The following is a 15,437-nucleotide window of genomic DNA, read 5'->3' on the forward strand; positions in this document are numbered from 1 at the left end:
GGTAGAGGGATGATGGAGCAGGGCACCGGCGTCACGGAGCTACGGCCGCCGGGTGTCACGGGACAGACCAAGGCCCGCAGCCAGCGCGAGATCATCTGGCGTCGGTTCAGGCGACACAAGCTGGCCATCGCGGGTGGGGTGGTGCTGATCCTGCTGTACGTGGTGGCGCTTCTCACGCCCGTGATCGCGCCCTACGGCTACGCCGAGATAGACTTGAACGCGCTCGCTCAGCCGCCGAGCCTCGACCACCCGATGGGCACCGACCAGATAGGTCGGGACGAGCTCACGCGGGTGCTCTACGGTGGGAGGGTCTCGCTCTTCCTCGGGCTCGGGGTGGGGGTGATCTCCACGCTCCTCGGAGCCGGGCTCGGGATAGCCTCGGGCTTCTACGGAAAGCTGGTGGACAGCGGGATCATGGGGCTCACCGACTACGTCCTCACGCTGCCGCTCCTGCCGCTTCTCATCGTCATCGGCAGCATCTTCCAGTTCAGCGCCTTCACGATAACCTGGGTGCTGGCGATCCTGCTGTGGCCCACGCTGGCGCGCATCGTGCGCGGGCAGGTGCTCACGCTGCGCGATCAGGACTTCGTTCAGGCCGCCAGGGCGATCGGCGTCTCCAACGCGAAGATCATGCTGCGGCACATCCTGCCCAACGTGGTCGGGGTGATGGTCGTGCAGGCGACGCTCACCGTCGGGCTCGCGATACTCTACGAGAGCGCGCTCTCCTTCCTCGGCGTCGGTATCCAGCCCCCGACGCCCTCCTGGGGCAACCTGCTGCAGGATGCCCGGACCACGATGACCCAGAACTGGTGGCTCGCGGTCTTCCCCGGTGTGATGATAGTCATAACCGTGCTCGCGGTTAACTTTCTCGGGGACGGGCTGCGGGACGCCCTCGACCCGAAGGCGGTAGAATAGATAGCCATGGCTATGCTAGAGGTCAACAATCTCAAGACTTACTTCAACACTCCTGATGGGGTGGTGAAGGCTGTAGACGGAGTAAGCTTCTCGCTCGAGCCGGGGGAGACGCTCGGCATCGTCGGCGAGTCGGGGAGCGGCAAGAGCGTGACGGCGCTCTCGATCATGCAGCTCAACCCCAGGCCGCCGGCGGAGTACCCAGAGGGCGAGATCATCTTCGAGGGGCGCAACCTGCTCGATCTGCCCGAGAAGGAGATGCAGAAGATCCGGGGCAACGACATCGCGATGATCTTCCAGGATCCGATGTCCAGCCTCAACCCGGTCTTCACGGTGGGCAACCAGATCATGGAGGCCATCCGCATCCACCAGAAGGTCTCCAAGAAGGAGGCCTGGGAGAAGACCGTGCAGGTCCTGAGGGACGTCGGGATACCGAACCCCGAGCAGCGGGCGAAGGACTATCCCCACCAGTTCTCCGGCGGCATGCGCCAGCGGGCGATGATCGCGATGGCGCTGGCGTGCAACCCGAAGGTGCTCATCGCCGACGAGCCGACCACCGCGCTCGACGTCACGATCCAGGCCCAGATCCTGGAGCTGATGGTCGACCTGCAGGAGAAATACGGCACGGCGATCATCATGATCACGCACGACCTGGGGGTCGTGGCTCAGATCTCGGACAAGATCATGGTCATGTACGCCGGGCGGGCGGTCGAGACGGGCACCACCGAGCAGATCTTCTACGACTCGCTCATGCCCTATACCTGGTCGCTTTTGCGCTCCATCCCGCGCCTGGACACCGCCGGCGAGGTGAGGCTCCTCCCGATAAAGGGCCAGCCGCCGAGCCTGATCTTCCTGCCCGAGGGGTGCAATTTCAGCCCGCGCTGCCCGTTCGTCAAGGACGAGTGCTACGAGACCGACCCCAAGCTCGAGGAGAAGAAACCCGGACATTGGGCGGCGTGCATCCTCTCGGTGCAGGAGCTGCAGGCCCGCAAGAACAAGGTCGACCAGGAGCTTGGAGTAGAGGGATGAGCGAGAACGCAAGGAAGGACTCCGAGTATCTGCTAGAGGTGAACGACTTGAAGATGCACTTCCCCATAAAGGCGGGCATCTTCAAGCGCACCGTGGGGTACGTGAAGGCCGTCGACGGGGTGAACCTGAAGGTGAAGCGGGGCGAGACGCTCGGGCTCGTCGGCGAGTCCGGTTGCGGGAAGAGCACGCTCGCCCGCTGCATCCTCAGGTTGCTCGAGCCCACGGAGGGTGAGGTCCTCTTCGAGGGAGAGAACATCCTCAAGTTCGACCGCCGGCGGATGCTGCGCGTCCGCCGGGACATGCAGATCATCTTCCAGGACCCCTACGCCTCGCTCAACCCCAGGATGACGGTCGGCAGCATCATCGCCGAGCCGTTGAAGACCCACAAGGTCGAGGGCGACCACAAGAAACAGGTGCAGGAGCTCCTGGAGATGGTCGGGCTCTCCCCGGAGCACTACAACCGCTACCCGCACGAGTTCTCCGGCGGCCAGCGGCAGAGGATAGGGGTGGCCCGCGCCATAGCCCTGCGTCCGAAGCTGATCATCTGCGACGAGCCGGTCAGCGCGCTCGACGTCTCGATCCAGGCCCAGATCATCAACCTGCTCGAGGATCTGCAGAAGGAGCTCGACCTGACCTACATCTTCATCGCGCACGACCTCTCGGTGGTGAAGCACATCTCGGACCGGGTGGCGGTGATGTACCTGGGCCGGGTCGTCGAGACCGGCCCCCGCAAAGACATCTACGACTCGCCGCGGCACCCCTACACGAGCTCGCTGCTCTCGGCCATACCGATCCCGGACCCGGAGAAGGAGCGCGAGAGGCGGCGCATAGTCCTGACGGGCGACGTCCCATCTCCGGCGAATCCTCCTTCGGGGTGCACCTTCCACACCCGCTGCCCGCGCGCCCGCGACTACTGCGCGGAGCACGTCCCCACGCTGGAGCCGCAGGATAGCGGGGAACATCTCGCCTCCTGCTTCTTCCCGGTCAGGCAGGGCCAGAGGATAGAGGAGAAGGTCGAGAGCACGCCCTACCGGGTGGGCGGGGAGTAGGCTCCCGGAGCTTATAGAGGTAAAACACACTCTCCGCCCGGGCGCCGGGGAAGTTAGAATCAGGGCGTGAGAGGCAAGTTCAGGACCGGCTCGCGGCGCCGCCTTCCCGCGCGGTACGTCGTGCTGGTCCTTTTTTTCGTCGCCGCTGTGGTCGGTGCCTACCTCTATGGGCGTTCCCAGAGTCCGGCCGGGATGAGCCCCGGCGAGGAGAACAGCGTGAAGCTCTACGCCCAGGCGCTCAACATCGTCCGCAACCACTACGTCGAGCAGAGCGCGATAAAGCCGAAAAAGATGACCTACGCGGCCATCCAGGCGATGCTCAACACGCTCGGCGACAGGGGACACACCCGCTTTCTCACCCCCGAGGAGGTGAAGAGCAACCAACAGGAGCTCTCAGGGAGGTACGTAGGCGTCGGCATCCAGCTCGAGCAGAAGGGCAAGCGCGCCGTCATCGTCGCCCCCATAGACGGCTCCCCGGCGGCGAGGGCGGGCATACGGCCGGGGGACGTGATCGTGGCCGTGAACGGCACGAGCGTCCGGGGGGAGGACCTCTCGCAGGTCGCCAGAAGGGTTCGGGGGCCGAAGGGCACGACCGTGAAGATCACCGTGAAGCGCAAAAACGGTCTGCACACCTACACCCTGCGGCGTGAGGAGGTCAACGTTCCGGCGGCTTCCTGGGCGCTGCTCGGAGACCACGTCGCCGACGTGAGGCTCTCGTCGTTCTCCAAGGACAGCGCTTCACAGCTGAGGAAGGCCGTCGAGGCGGCGAGAGCGGCGGGGGCGAGGCGTTTCATCCTTGACCTGCGGGACAATCCCGGTGGAGAGGTGGACCAGGCGGTGCAGGCGGCGGGTGTGTTCCTCGAGCCCGGGCAGGTCGTCTACATACGCAAGGACTCCTCCGGGGCCCGTCAGAAGATCCGGGTACCGGGAGGCTCCCACCCCGTAAAGGCCCCGCTTGCAGTGTTGGTGAACCACGGCACCGCCTCGAGCGCCGAGATACTCGCCGGAGCGCTGCGGGACGACGGACGGGCGAAGGTGATCGGTACGAGGACGTTCGGCACCGGGACCGTGCTCGCGGAATACAGCATGAGCGACGGATCGGCGATCCTGCTCGGCGTGGCCGAGTGGCTCACCCCCGACGGGGACTTCATCCGCAAGAGCGGGATCGAGCCGAACGTCGTCGTGAAGCTCGGTAAAGGCGACCGCCAGATCATCCCCGCCCAGCTCAAGCACGTGAGCCCGAAGGAGGCGCTGCGGAAGGATCCCCAGCTCGCGCGGGCCTACGACGAACTGGTTTCCCGGCCGGGATGAGAGAGCGAGGCGTGCATCTCCCCGGAAGGTTCGGGTAGGATGATGGTGCAGGGTGAGAAAACCGTAGGAGCGGAGGTCAACGGACCATGGGCAACCTGACTATATGGATCCTGATAGGGCTCATAATCGTGGCCGTCATCGCCGTTTTCGTCCTGAACCGCACGCTCACCTCGAGGAGGTGATGCCCGGCGGCGGGCGCTCAGTCGAGGAGATCCCTGAGCCCCGGCGCGTGCGGCCCGCTCTTTATCTTGGCCAGCGCGGTGAGCTGTATCTGGCGGATCCTCTCGCGCGTCACGTCGAAGCGCTCGCCGACCTCCTCGAGCGTCTTCGGCTGGCCTCCGGTGAGGCCGAAGCGGTACTCCAGCACCTGCCGCTCCCTCTCCGGGAGGCCGTTCAGAGCCTCTCTCATGCGGGCCTTCAGCAACGAGGACCGCGCGAGGTCGTGCGGTGACTCCGACTCCTCGTCGGCGATGAAGTCCCCGAGCTCGGAGGTGTGATCCTCGCCGACCGGGGTCTCCAGAGAGATCGAACGCCGCGAGACCTGACGGATGTGCTCTATCTCCTCCACGTCGAGGTCCATCGCCCGGGCGATCTCGGCGTCGGTGGGATCCCGGTTGAGTTCGCTCGCCAGGTTGCGCTGGACGCGGTAGTACTTGTTGATCTTCTCGACCATGTGCACCGGGATGCGGATGGTGCGGCCCTTGTCCGCTATCGCCCGGGTCACGGCCTGCCTGATCCACCAGGTGGCGTACGTGGAGAACTTGTAGCCGCGGCGGTAGTCGAATTTCTCGACCGCCCGCATCAGCCCGATGTTGCCCTCCTGGATGAGATCGAGCAGCGAGACACCCCGGCCGGCGTACTTCTTGGCTATCGAGACCACCAGACGCAGGTTCGCCCGCGTCAGATGCGCCTTGGCCTTCTCGTCTCCGCGCTCGATGCGTTTGGCGAGGTAGATCTCCTGCGACTTCGTGAGCAGCGGGGTCTTGCCGATCTCGTCGAGGTACATCTGGACCGTGTCGCCCGTGTAGCGGCTCTTGAGGTCTCCTTCGAATACTTCTTCTACGAGCTTGGCGTCCTCGTCCTCTTTCATCGTCTCCTCGATGAACTCGGAGTCGACGATCTCGACCCCCTGGTCCTTGAGGAGGCTGTAGACTCGATGTATCTCCTCGGTGGAGAGGTCCACCTCCTGCAGGAGGTCCAGCACTTCGCTCGATTCCAGCGCCCCGGCCTGCTGCCCGGCCTCGAAGAGCTCCCGAACCTCCTCTATATCCCGCAGATCGCGATGAGGCTGCAAGGTAGAACCCCTCTGAGCTTCCTTCTCTGGACTGCAACCCTCGTGTTGCTGCTACGTAATATATCTGAAAAAGGCCAAAGATCAATTTAACATGTGCTCGTCCACGGATGAGAGGGGCGTTTTTGCACGGCCTGAGAAACATATACCGGGCGTGGGGGGAATCCCGCCGCGCAGCCAGCGGTGACGTCAAGCTTGGGGTGGTGGGTGAGGCCGGGGCGGCCGAGAGGATCGCGAGGGCCATCGGTGCCGGGAGGAGCGGGCGCGGTGCGGGGATCGTGATCTCGGTCGACGGTGACGGAGGTGTCACGGTCTCCGGCCCGGCGGTGGAGGGGGAGCGGAAGCTCTCGCTCTCCGGGCTCTCTGGAGAGACGGTGCGCCAGGAGCTCGTACCGCACGTCGTGCGCGCCGTGGACGAGGAGCACCTCGTCTCGCTGGGGCGCTCGTACCCCGCGTTCAGACGGGCGGTCTGCGAGGAGGTGGTGCGCAAGAACGCCCGTCAGAACGCGGTGGTTGGGGCGCTGCCCATCCCCGGGGCGGACATGCCGGTGATGACCGCCAACCAGGCCCGGATGGTGCTCATGATCGCGGCGGCTCACGGCGAGGAGCTCTCGCTGGAGAGGGCGCGGGAGCTCGCCGGGGTGCTGGCGGCGGGTGTAGGTTTGCGCACGCTCGCCCGGCAGGCCGTCAAGCTGGTGCCGGTGGGCGGGTGGGCCGCGGCCGGGACGATCGGGTACGCCGGGACGCTCGCGATGGGCCGGGCGGCGATCCTCTACTTCGAGCGCGGCAAGCGGGAGCTCTCCGAGCGGGAGCGGGACGAGATCTGGCGTCGGGCGAAGCGGGAGGCGGAGGAGATCTCGGCCCGGCTGCGGCGGCGCTGATGGTATGATCCCGGCATGTCTTCCCACCTGAACCACGCCCTCCAGGATGGCCTCTCCGGGCTGCGCCGGGTGGCGGTGCGCTCGGGGCTCGCCCTCGCCGGCGTACAGGCGGCCACGCTCGCCACGCTCACCGTGATGAGCGAGCTGAGAAAACGCCGGGAGGGGCCGCACGAGGGTTTCCCCTGGGAGGAGCAGCCGGAGGTCGAGGTCGAGTCCGGCGGCAGCAGGCTCAAGCTCTTCCCTTACGGCGTGAGGCTCTACGAGGAGATGCTCTCCGAGATCGCCTCGGCGGAGGACCACGTCTTCCTCGAGACGTTCATCTGGAAGGGCGATGAACTCGGCAGGCGCTTCGTGGAGGCCCTCGCGCGCAAGGCGCGCGAGGGGGTCGACGTCTACGTGATCTTCGACGGGTTCGCCAACCTGGTCGTTCCGGCGCAGTTCAAGCGCTTCCCGAAGGAGATAAAGACCCTGCACTTCCGGCCCTTCGACCACCCGGCGAGCCTCGTGGACCCGCGCAACGTCTTCCGCGACCACCGCAAGATACTCTGCGTGGACGGGCGGGTCGGCTTCGTGGGCGGATACAACATAGGCGGGCTCTACGCCCGCAGCTGGCGGGATACTCACCTGCGGGTGCGCGGCGAGGAGGTGTACGAGCTCGAGAACGCCTTCATAGACTTCTGGAACGCGCACAGGACCGGCGATCTCCCACCGATAAAGCCCGGCCGCGAGCGTTCCTGGAGGCCGGAGATCCTGCTCCGTCGCAACGACCCCTACCTGCGCATCTTCCCGATCCGGGCGATGTACCTGGAGGCGATAGACCGGGCCAACCACCACATCTACCTCACCCACGCCTACTTCGTCCCCGACCGTGCCTTCAAGGCCGGCCTGATAGAGGCCGCCTCGCGGGGGGTGGACGTGCAGATCCTTTTGCCCGAGCACTCGAACCACGTCACGGCCGACTGGCTCGCCCGACGCCACTTCTACGAGTTGCTGGCGGCGGGGGTGAGGATCTTCCGTTACAAGGACCTCATGATCCACACCAAGACCGCGACCATAGACGGGGTGTGGTCGACCGTCGGGACGGCGAACATAGACCGCTTCAGCATGCTCGGCAACTACGAGATCAACCTGGAGATCTACAGCCGCCGCTTCGCCGCCCAGATGGAGCGGATGTTCGAGCTGGACAAGACGAACGCCGAGGAGCTGACGCTGGAGGCCTGGGAGCGAAGGCCGCTGCCGGCGAAGGCCGTCGAGCGCACGCTCGCCTCCCTGAGCCCGCTGGTCTGAGCGAGGCTCTGTATAATCGCCCGGAAGGAAGATCCTCGTCACAGGGGAGGAACCGATCTTGGCGCGCTGGCGTATGCTCGAGCCGGAGGAGGGGCTCGTGGCGGAGCTCGAACGGCTGGAGGGAATCGACGCCCTCTGCGCCCGCGTGCTCGCCAACCGCGACGTACCTCCGGAGGAGGCGTCCTCCTTCCTCTCCCCCTCGCTCCTGACCGTGCGCAGGCCCGAGGAGGAGCCCTGGATCGCGGCGGCCCGCCGGATCGCCCGGGCGGTGAAGGACCGGGAGCGGATAGGCATCTTCGGGGACTACGACACCGACGGCATCACCTCGGCGGCGCTGCTCTACGAGGCGCTCTCGCGCTACACGGAGAACCTGCTCGTCAGGCTCCCGACCCGCCAGACGGGCTACGGGTTGCTCGAGCCCTACGTGAGGGACCTCTTCGCCGAGGGGGTCGACCTCCTCATCACCGCCGACTGCGGCATCTCGAACCGCAGGGAGGTGGAGCTCGCGGCGTCTTTGGGGATGGACGTTATCGTGAGCGACCACCACATCCCGCCCGAAGACCCGCCGGAGGCGGCCGTCGCGGTGCTAGACCCCAAGCTCTGGGACCCGGAGGACCCGCTCGCCGGGGTCGGGGTGGCCTGGAAGCTCGCGTGGGCCGTGGCGAGGGAGCTCGGGGGATCCGAAGAGGGAAAGCGCCTCCTCAAGGGTTCGCTCGACCTGGTCGCGCTCGGGACCATCGTGGACATAGCGCCGCTCGTCGGAGACAACCGGGCGCTCGCCAGCACCGGGCTGCGCTACCTGAACGAGAGCCTGCGTAAAAGGAGCATCCGCCCCGGGCTGCGGGCCCTGGTGGACGTGGCCGGGGTGAGGGGTGCTCTGGACGAGGAGGACCTCGGCTGGCGCATCGGGCCCAGGATCAACTCCATCGGGAGGATGAAGGACCCCACGCCCGCGCTGAAGCTGATGCTCACCCGCGACCGCGTGGAGGCGGCCCGGATAGCTTCGGAGCTCGATCATCTGAACGCGGAGCGCCAGCGCAGGACGCAGCGGGCGGTCGAGCTCGCGCTCGCGGAGGTCGACCCGGAGCAGGATCTGAAGGTGGTGATCACGGAGGAGATCGGGGGGATCGCCGGGCTCATAGCGGGGAAGGTAGCCTCGGCGACCGCGCGCCCGGCGGCAGTCCTGAACCGCAGGGCCGACGGCTCCTACGGGGGGTCGGCCCGCGCCGGGGAGACCGACGTGGACCTCTACGGGGCGCTTCTGTGTGTGCGGCACCTGATGGGCGAGTGGGGCGGACACCGCAAGGCCGCCGGCATCTCGGTGAAGCCGGGCAGGCTGGAGGAGTTCTCGCGCGGGGTCAACGCGGCGGTGCGCGCCCAGCACGAGGCCAACCCGGAGATCTTCGAGCCCGCGCTGGAGGTTGAGGCCGAGGTACCGCTCTCCGCGCTCTCGAACGGCTTCCTGGGTTGGCACGAGCGGCTGGCTCCCTTCGGGAGCGGCAACCGCCGGCCGCTCTTCGTGAGCAGCGGGCTCGTGGTCGAGGGGGTCCGGCGGCTCTGGGAGGGGATGTACCTCCTCAGGGTGAAGGACGGACCGTCGGCGAGGCTCGCCGCCCCGCCCGAGGCGCTGCCCGAGGGACCCTTCGAGGCCGCCTACACCGTCTACCGCAGCGCCTACGGCGGGGGGGCCGAGATCGAGATCCTGGACTGGAGGAAGTAGCCCCTGAACGCCGTCGGCGTGGACGTGGGAGGCACCAAGATCGCCGCCGGGGTCATAACCCCACAGGGCGAGGCGCTCAGCCGGGTACGCTATCCCACCTCCTCCTCGCCGGAGATTCTGCTTTCGACCCTCGTCCGCGCGATAAACGAGGTGCGGGAGGGCTTCGAGGTGGGAGGGGTGTGCCTCTCAGTGCCGGGGTTCGTCTCCGAGCGGGAGAACCGGGTGGTCTACTCCCCGAACCTGCACGCGGTCGAGGGGATACCCCTCAAGGAGGTCCTCGAGCCCAGGATAGGGCTTCCGCTGACCGTCGAGAACGACGCGAACGCCGCAGCCTGGGGCGAGCTGCGCTTCGGGCTCGGTCGCGAGGTCGAGCACCTGGTGATGGTGACGCTCGGCACCGGCATCGGTGGGGGTGTGATCTCGCACGGCATCCTCCTGCGTGGCGCGCAGGGGGCCGCCGGGGAGCTCGGACACGTGACCGTGCTCCCCGACGGGCCGCGCTGCGCCTGCGGCAACCGCGGATGTCTGGAGGTGATGGCCTCCGGGACTTCGATCGGGAGGCGCGCGAGGGAGGTCGCCGCCAGGTATCCCGGCTCGGCGCTCGCGGAGCTCGCGATGGAGCGTGAGATCGTCGGCGAGGACGTGAGCCGCCTGGCCGCCGCGGGCGACGAGGGGGCGCTGGCGGTGCTCGCGGAGACCGGACGGTGGCTCGGGATGGGGCTCGCATCATTCGTCAACGTCTTCAACCCGGAGGTCGTCGCCATAGGGGGCGGGGCCGTCGACGCCGGGGAGCCGCTGCTCGGGCCGGCGCGCGAGGAGGTGCGTCTGAGGGCCCGTCCTCCCTCGCGCGACCTCGTGGTCGTCAAGGGGGCCACCCTCGGCCCCGAGTCGGGGATGTTCGGGGCGGCGGCGCTCGCCCGCGACCCAAAGACCGGCCGCTACATCCTCGACGAGGCGTAGCGGGATGCCGCTCGTCGTCGTACCGACCCCGATAGGCAACATGGAGGACATAACGCTGCGCGCCCTGAGGGTCCTGCGCGAGGCGGACGTCATAGCCTGCGAGGACACCCGGCGTACCGGGAGGCTCCTCGCCCGTCACGGCATAGAGAACCGGCTTCTGGCCTACCACGAGCACAACGAAGACCGGCTCGCCCCGAGGCTCTGCCGCGAGGCGCGCGAGAAGATCGTGGCGCTCGTCTCCGACGCCGGGATGCCGCTCGTCTCGGATCCCGGATACCGGCTGGTCCGCCGCTGCATCGAGGCGGGCGTAAGGGTCGAGGCGCTCCCCGGCCCCTCGGCGCTCACCACGGCGCTCGCCGTCTCCGGGCTGCCGGCCGACGTGGTGATCTTCGCCGGTTTCGTGCCCCGCAGGGGGAGGGGGCGCGAGGAGCTGCTGGAGAAGGTACGCCGGGAGAGGGCGACCTTCGTGCTCTTCGAGTCCCCGAACCGCCTCGCCAGGACGCTCGAGGAGCTGCCCCCGGAGGCCCCGGTCGCCGTCTGCCGGGAGCTCACCAAGCTGCACGAGGAGGTCTTCCGGGGCACGGCGAAGGAGGCCGCGGAGCGCTTCGCCGCGGGTGCGAGGGGCGAGGTCGTGGTCGTGGTGCGGGGTGGGGAGGGGGTGGGGGGGAACGATCTCGAGGAGGCGCTCGCGGACGCCCGGTGGTATGTCTCGCAGGGGGAGAGCCCATCCCGCGCCGCCTCCCGCGCCGCGCGCGGCAGGGGGGTGAGCAGGGGCGAGGTCTACGACCGGCTGGTCCGGAGGGAGGGGTGATGAGCTTCTCTCTGTATAATTCCCTTGCCATGAGAACCGGAGAGACAGGTCCCGGATGCTCGTAGACTCCCACGCGCATCTCCTCATGCTCGACGTCTCCCCCGAAGAGGCCGTGGAGGAGGCCAGGGGTGCCGGGGTCGGGGTGGTGGTGAACATCGGGACCGATGCGGAAGATTCCAGGAAAGGGGTGGCGCTCGCCGCTGCGCTGCCCCACGTCTGCACCACCGTCGGCATCCACCCTCACAACGCACATGCCTACACGGCCTCGGACCTGGAGGCCGTGGCGGAGCTCTCCGAGTCGCCGGGGGTCGTCGCCATCGGCGAGGTCGGGCTGGACTACTACCGGGGCCGGGAGACCGGCGAGGCCCAGCGGGCGCTCTTCGAGGACGAGATCTCGCTCGCCAACGACCTCAGGATGCCGCTCGTCATCCACTGTCGCGAGGCCTTCGAGGACGTGATGTCGCTGCTCTCGGGGGCGAGGGTGCCGGTCGTGCTCCATTGCTTCGAGGGGGGACGCAGAGAGGTCGAGGAGGCGAAGGAGCGCGGCTACTACATAGGCCTCACCGGCAACGTCACCTACAAAAACAGCCGGACGGCGGGGGTGCTGGACCTGATCGACGCGGAGCGCCTCCTTTTGGAGACGGATTCCCCGTACCTGAGTCCCCGTCCGGTGCGCGGCAGGAGGAACCGACCGGCCAACGTCGTCCACACCGCCCGGTTCGTCGCGGAGCGACTCGGGGTGCCGGAGGAGGAGATCGCGCGCACCACCACGGCCAACGCCCGGCGTCTGTTCGGGCTGCCCCCGGAGGTCAAATAGCGTTTGACGCGACCGGGGAGGCCCAAGAAGCGCCTCGGGCAGCACTTCCTCAAAGACCCGAACACCGCCCGCGTCGTCGCCGGGGGGATCACGCCGGAGGACGTGGTGCTCGAGATCGGGGCCGGCAGGGGCTTTCTCACGGCCTTCCTGGCCGAGAGGGCGCGACTGGTGCACGCGGTGGAGCTGGACCGGGACGTGATCCCGGCGCTGCGCGAAGCCGTGAGGGATCGTGAGAACGTCATCGTCCACCGGGCCGACGCCCTGCGCATGGATTTTTCCACCCTCCGGCCTCTGCCGAACCGTCTCGCCGCCAACCTGCCGTACAACATCGCCTCCCCGCTCGTCCTCAGGCTGCTCGAGGAGGCGCCCTTCGTCGGGTGGATGCGTTTCATGGTGCAGCTCGAGGTGGCGAGGAGGATGGCCTCCCGACCCGGGAGCAAAGACTACGCGGCCTACGCGGTGCTCGTGCAGCTGCTCGGGGAGGTGAGGATCGTCCACCGCGTCCCCCCATCCGTCTTCGAGCCGCCGCCGCGAGTCTGGTCGGCCGTCGTGGAGGTGCGGCGCAGGGAAAGGCCGGAGGATTACGAGGCGATCAAAGAGTTCGTCCTCGCGGTCTTCTCCAGCCGGCGCAAGCGGCTCGTCAACAACCTGCCGCGTGAGGCCCGCATCCGGGCAGAGGCGGCCCTGCGGGAGCTCGGCCGTCATCCCGATGTCAGGGCCGAGGAGCTTCAGCCCGAAGAGCTCGCCGCGCTCCACCGGGCATCGAGCAGCTGACGGCCCGAGGCGCCTTCCGGTATAATCGCTCGCGTTCGGGAGTAGGCCCGGTTTTGGGGCGTAGCCAAGCGGCAAGGCACCGGGTTTTGGTCCCGGGATCGCAGGTTCGAATCCTGCCGCCCCAGCCACACGACGCCGCTTTTGCGGGTCTTAGGGCAACGAGGAGAACTTCTTTTGAGCAGCGGAGGCCCCATGTCGCATCGAGGTCCCATCTTCGCCGTGGTCCTGGCGGCGGGCAAGGGAACGAGGATGAAATCCAACCGCGCCAAGGTCCTGCACACCCTGTGCGGGGTTCCGATGGTCAACTACGCGATAGAGGCGATAAGACCCCTCTCTCCCGAGCGGCTCCTCGTCGTGGTGGGCCACCAGGCGGAGGAGGTGAAAAAGGTGCTCCCGCCCGACACCGAACCGGTCCTGCAGCGCGAGCAGCTCGGCACAGGGGATGCGGTGCGGGTCGCGCTCGAGGCGATAGAGGAGAAGGAAGGGATTCTGCTCGTCGTCAACGGCGACGGTCCGCTCATCTCCGCGCGCACGCTCATGGGGCTCGTCGAGCGGCACCGCTCGGCGGGGGTCGGGGCGACGGTGCTGGTCGCGGAGCTGCCCGACCCGAGCGGTCTCGGGCGGGTGATGGAGGACGCCGGCGTGGTGCGGATAGTCGAGGAGCGGGACGCGAGCGAGGAAGAGAGGAAGATAAGGCTCGTCAACCTGGGGCTGTACGCCTTCGAACTCGGAGAGATAAGGCGGGCCATCGGGCTCCTCGAGGCGGACAACGAGCAGGGTGAGCTCTACCTGACCGACGCGCTGGAGATCATCGGCCGGCGGGCGCGGGCCGTGACCTACCTTCTGGAGGACCTGGAGGAGGCCAACCTGGTCAACGACCGCTCGCACCTGGCCCGGGCGGAGGAGATCCTCCGTCGGCGCATCCTGGACGCCCACATGCGCGAGGGGGTGACGGTGCGCGACCCGGCTAGCACGCACATCGAAGCCGGGGTCGAGATCGGGCGGGACACGGTGATCCTGCCGGGCACCTTCCTCAGGGGCAGGACGAAGGTCGGATCGGACTGTGTGATAGGCCCCTTCTCCGACCTCTCGGACACGATAGTGGGGGACGGGGCGGTCGTCGAGCACTCCGTCGGGCGGGGGGCGAAGATCGGGGACAGGGTGGTCGTCGGACCCTTCGCCTACCTGCGTCCGGGGACGGTGCTCGAGGAAGGCTCGAAGGTCGGGGCGCACTGCGAGGTGAAGAACAGCCGCGTCGGACGCGGGAGCAAGGTCCCGCACCTCTCGTACGTGGGGGATGCGGAGATCGGGGAGGGCGTCAACCTCGGCGCCGGCACGATAACCGCCAACTACGACGGCAAGAACAAGAACAAGACCAGCATAGAGGACGGGGTCTTCACGGGGGTCAACACGAGTTTGATCGCCCCGGTTACAATAGGGAGAGGCTCCTACCTCGGGGCCGGGAGCGTGGTGAACAAGGACGTGCCGCCGGGCAAGCTCGCCGTCGGTGCTCCGGCCCGCGCGATCCGGGACATCTCCGGGGCGGGTGGTGAGAAGAGTGAGGCTGGCGAGGAGGAATAGGGCAGGACGCGTATGGAGAACGGATACCTGACTCAGACCACCGAGAAGCGGCTGATGCTCTTCTCGGGCCGGGGATATCCCGAGCTGGCCGAGCGGATCGCCGAACGTCTCGACGTACCCCTGGGCGAGGTCGAGCTGGAGACCTTCCCCAACGGGGAGGTCTACGCCCGCTACCTGGAGTCCGTACGGGGGGCGGACGTCTTCATCATCCAGTCGCTCGGGGAACCGGTCAACGAGAACCTGATGGAGCTTCTGGTGATGATCGACGCGGCGCGCCGGGCCTCGGCGAAGCGGATCACGGCCGTCATCCCCTGGTACGCCTACTCCCGCCAGGACCGCAAGACCAAACCGCGCGAGCCGATCTCCGCGCGGCTGGTGGCGAACCTGATCGCGGCGGCCGGTGCCGAGCGGGTGATGACGATGGACCTGCACGTCGGGCAGATCGAGGGGTTCTTCTCCTTCCCGGTCGACCACCTGACCGCGATGCACACCTTCGTCGACTACTTCGTCGAGGCGGGCTTCAGGGGGGCTGATGACGCCGTGGTCGTGGCCCCGGACACGGGGGAGGTGAAGATGGCCAAGGCCTTCGCCGGGCATCTGGAGCTCCCCTGGGCCATCCTGAGCAAGACCCGGCACGCCGCCCGCCAGTCGGAGGTCACCCACGTCATAGGGGAGGTGGCCGGCAAGCGGGCGATCATGATAGACGACGTGATCGGGACGGCCGGGACGCTGGTCGGGGCGGCGGAGAGGCTCGTGCAGGAGGGGGCGCGGGACATCCGGGCCGCGGCCACCCACGGGGAGTTCTCGGGTTCGGCCTACGAGAAGATAGAGGCTTCTCCCATAGAGGAGGTCGTGGTGACCGATACCCTCCCTCCGAAGCGGGGGAAGACCTCGGGGAAGATAAAGCGCCTGACGATCGCCCCGATTCTGGCCAGCACGATACGCAACGTGTTCACCGACGAGTCGGTGAGCGCGGTCTTCATGGGCGAGAACCAGCTCTTCTAGAGATACGAG

General features: G+C 67.5%; 14 protein-coding genes and 1 tRNA gene. 14 read left to right on the top strand and 1 reads right to left on the bottom strand.

What is annotated here, in order from left to right; all coding sequences use genetic code 11:
• The first annotated feature begins 9 nt into the window (after positions 1–9).
• The 4 genes from AC6EKW_RS05560 to AC6EKW_RS05575 all read left to right on the top strand — a co-directional run bounded on the left by AC6EKW_RS05560 (position 10) and on the right by AC6EKW_RS05575 (position 4,301).
• On the top strand, positions 10–915 hold the full coding sequence (locus AC6EKW_RS05560; RefSeq protein ID WP_273888352.1) for an ABC transporter permease: 906 nt from the start codon (positions 10–12) through the stop codon (positions 913–915).
• A gap of 6 nt (positions 916–921) precedes the next feature.
• Positions 922–1,941, top strand: coding sequence for an ABC transporter ATP-binding protein (locus tag AC6EKW_RS05565; RefSeq protein ID WP_498513885.1), 1,020 nt, complete (start codon positions 922–924; stop codon positions 1,939–1,941).
• Positions 1,938–2,990: an ABC transporter ATP-binding protein gene (locus AC6EKW_RS05570; protein ID WP_273888354.1), complete on the top strand. Its 1,053-nt coding sequence runs from the start codon at positions 1,938–1,940 to the stop codon at positions 2,988–2,990. Before AC6EKW_RS05565 ends, AC6EKW_RS05570 begins: the two co-directional genes overlap by 4 nt.
• Before the next feature lie 66 nt (positions 2,991–3,056).
• Complete coding sequence (locus AC6EKW_RS05575; protein ID WP_273888355.1) at positions 3,057–4,301, top strand: S41 family peptidase; 1,245 nt, start codon at positions 3,057–3,059, stop codon at positions 4,299–4,301.
• A gap of 199 nt (positions 4,302–4,500) precedes the next feature.
• On the opposite strand, the gene AC6EKW_RS05580 is transcribed toward AC6EKW_RS05575, so the two are convergent.
• Positions 4,501–5,595: a sigma-70 family RNA polymerase sigma factor gene (locus AC6EKW_RS05580; protein WP_273888356.1), complete on the bottom strand. Its 1,095-nt coding sequence runs from the start codon at positions 5,593–5,595 to the stop codon at positions 4,501–4,503.
• Between the two features lie 122 nt (positions 5,596–5,717).
• Here AC6EKW_RS05580 and AC6EKW_RS05585 point away from each other — a divergent pair, with 122 nt between their 5' ends.
• From AC6EKW_RS05585 to AC6EKW_RS05630, 10 genes are all read left to right on the top strand, one after another.
• On the top strand, positions 5,718–6,473 hold the full coding sequence (locus tag AC6EKW_RS05585; RefSeq protein WP_273888357.1) for a YcjF family protein: 756 nt from the start codon (positions 5,718–5,720) through the stop codon (positions 6,471–6,473).
• Between the two features lie 15 nt (positions 6,474–6,488).
• Complete coding sequence (locus AC6EKW_RS05590; RefSeq protein ID WP_273888358.1) at positions 6,489–7,760, top strand: phospholipase D-like domain-containing protein; 1,272 nt, start codon at positions 6,489–6,491, stop codon at positions 7,758–7,760.
• Between the two features lie 58 nt (positions 7,761–7,818).
• Positions 7,819–9,480, top strand: coding sequence for a single-stranded-DNA-specific exonuclease RecJ (locus AC6EKW_RS05595; protein WP_273888359.1), 1,662 nt, complete (start codon positions 7,819–7,821; stop codon positions 9,478–9,480).
• A gap of 24 nt (positions 9,481–9,504) precedes the next feature.
• Positions 9,505–10,440: an ROK family protein gene (locus AC6EKW_RS05600; protein ID WP_273888360.1), complete on the top strand. Its 936-nt coding sequence runs from the start codon at positions 9,505–9,507 to the stop codon at positions 10,438–10,440.
• A 4-nt stretch (positions 10,441–10,444) separates the two neighbouring features.
• Positions 10,445–11,251, top strand: coding sequence for a 16S rRNA (cytidine(1402)-2'-O)-methyltransferase (rsmI, locus tag AC6EKW_RS05605; RefSeq protein WP_273888361.1), 807 nt, complete (start codon positions 10,445–10,447; stop codon positions 11,249–11,251).
• A 55-nt stretch (positions 11,252–11,306) separates the two neighbouring features.
• Positions 11,307–12,068: a TatD family hydrolase gene (locus AC6EKW_RS05610; protein WP_273888362.1), complete on the top strand. Its 762-nt coding sequence runs from the start codon at positions 11,307–11,309 to the stop codon at positions 12,066–12,068.
• Positions 12,069–12,071: 3 nt separating this feature from the next.
• The gene (gene rsmA, locus AC6EKW_RS05615; RefSeq protein WP_273888363.1) at positions 12,072–12,842 is read left to right on the top strand and encodes a 16S rRNA (adenine(1518)-N(6)/adenine(1519)-N(6))-dimethyltransferase RsmA; all 771 of its coding nucleotides are present in this window, start codon (positions 12,072–12,074) and stop codon (positions 12,840–12,842) included.
• 54 nt (positions 12,843–12,896) lie between these two features.
• Positions 12,897–12,970 (top strand) — tRNA-Gln (locus AC6EKW_RS05620).
• Positions 12,971–13,034: 64 nt separating this feature from the next.
• Entirely contained in the window at positions 13,035–14,423 is a 1,389-nt protein-coding gene (glmU, locus tag AC6EKW_RS05625; RefSeq protein ID WP_273888364.1) for a bifunctional UDP-N-acetylglucosamine diphosphorylase/glucosamine-1-phosphate N-acetyltransferase GlmU, read from the top strand.
• A gap of 12 nt (positions 14,424–14,435) precedes the next feature.
• On the top strand, positions 14,436–15,428 hold the full coding sequence (locus AC6EKW_RS05630) for a ribose-phosphate diphosphokinase (protein WP_273888365.1): 993 nt from the start codon (positions 14,436–14,438) through the stop codon (positions 15,426–15,428).
• The last annotated feature ends 9 nt before the right edge of the window (positions 15,429–15,437 follow it).

This window comes from Rubrobacter sp. M3-4 (assembly GCF_059772285.1).

What these genes read in the sequence shown, in the direction of transcription:
- AC6EKW_RS05560 (WP_273888352.1), top strand. Translation starts at nt 10, where the DNA reads ATGATGGAGCAGGGCACCGGCGTCACGGAGCTACGGCCGCCGGGTGTC.
- AC6EKW_RS05565 (WP_498513885.1), top strand. Translation starts at nt 922, where the DNA reads ATGGCTATGCTAGAGGTCAACAATCTCAAGACTTACTTCAACACTCCT.
- AC6EKW_RS05570 (WP_273888354.1), top strand. Translation starts at nt 1,938, where the DNA reads ATGAGCGAGAACGCAAGGAAGGACTCCGAGTATCTGCTAGAGGTGAAC.
- AC6EKW_RS05590 (WP_273888358.1), top strand. Translation starts at nt 6,489, where the DNA reads ATGTCTTCCCACCTGAACCACGCCCTCCAGGATGGCCTCTCCGGGCTG.
- rsmI (WP_273888361.1), top strand. Translation starts at nt 10,445, where the DNA reads ATGCCGCTCGTCGTCGTACCGACCCCGATAGGCAACATGGAGGACATA.
- AC6EKW_RS05610 (WP_273888362.1), top strand. Translation starts at nt 11,307, where the DNA reads ATGCTCGTAGACTCCCACGCGCATCTCCTCATGCTCGACGTCTCCCCC.
- glmU (WP_273888364.1), top strand. Translation starts at nt 13,035, where the DNA reads ATGTCGCATCGAGGTCCCATCTTCGCCGTGGTCCTGGCGGCGGGCAAG.
- AC6EKW_RS05630 (WP_273888365.1), top strand. Translation starts at nt 14,436, where the DNA reads ATGGAGAACGGATACCTGACTCAGACCACCGAGAAGCGGCTGATGCTC.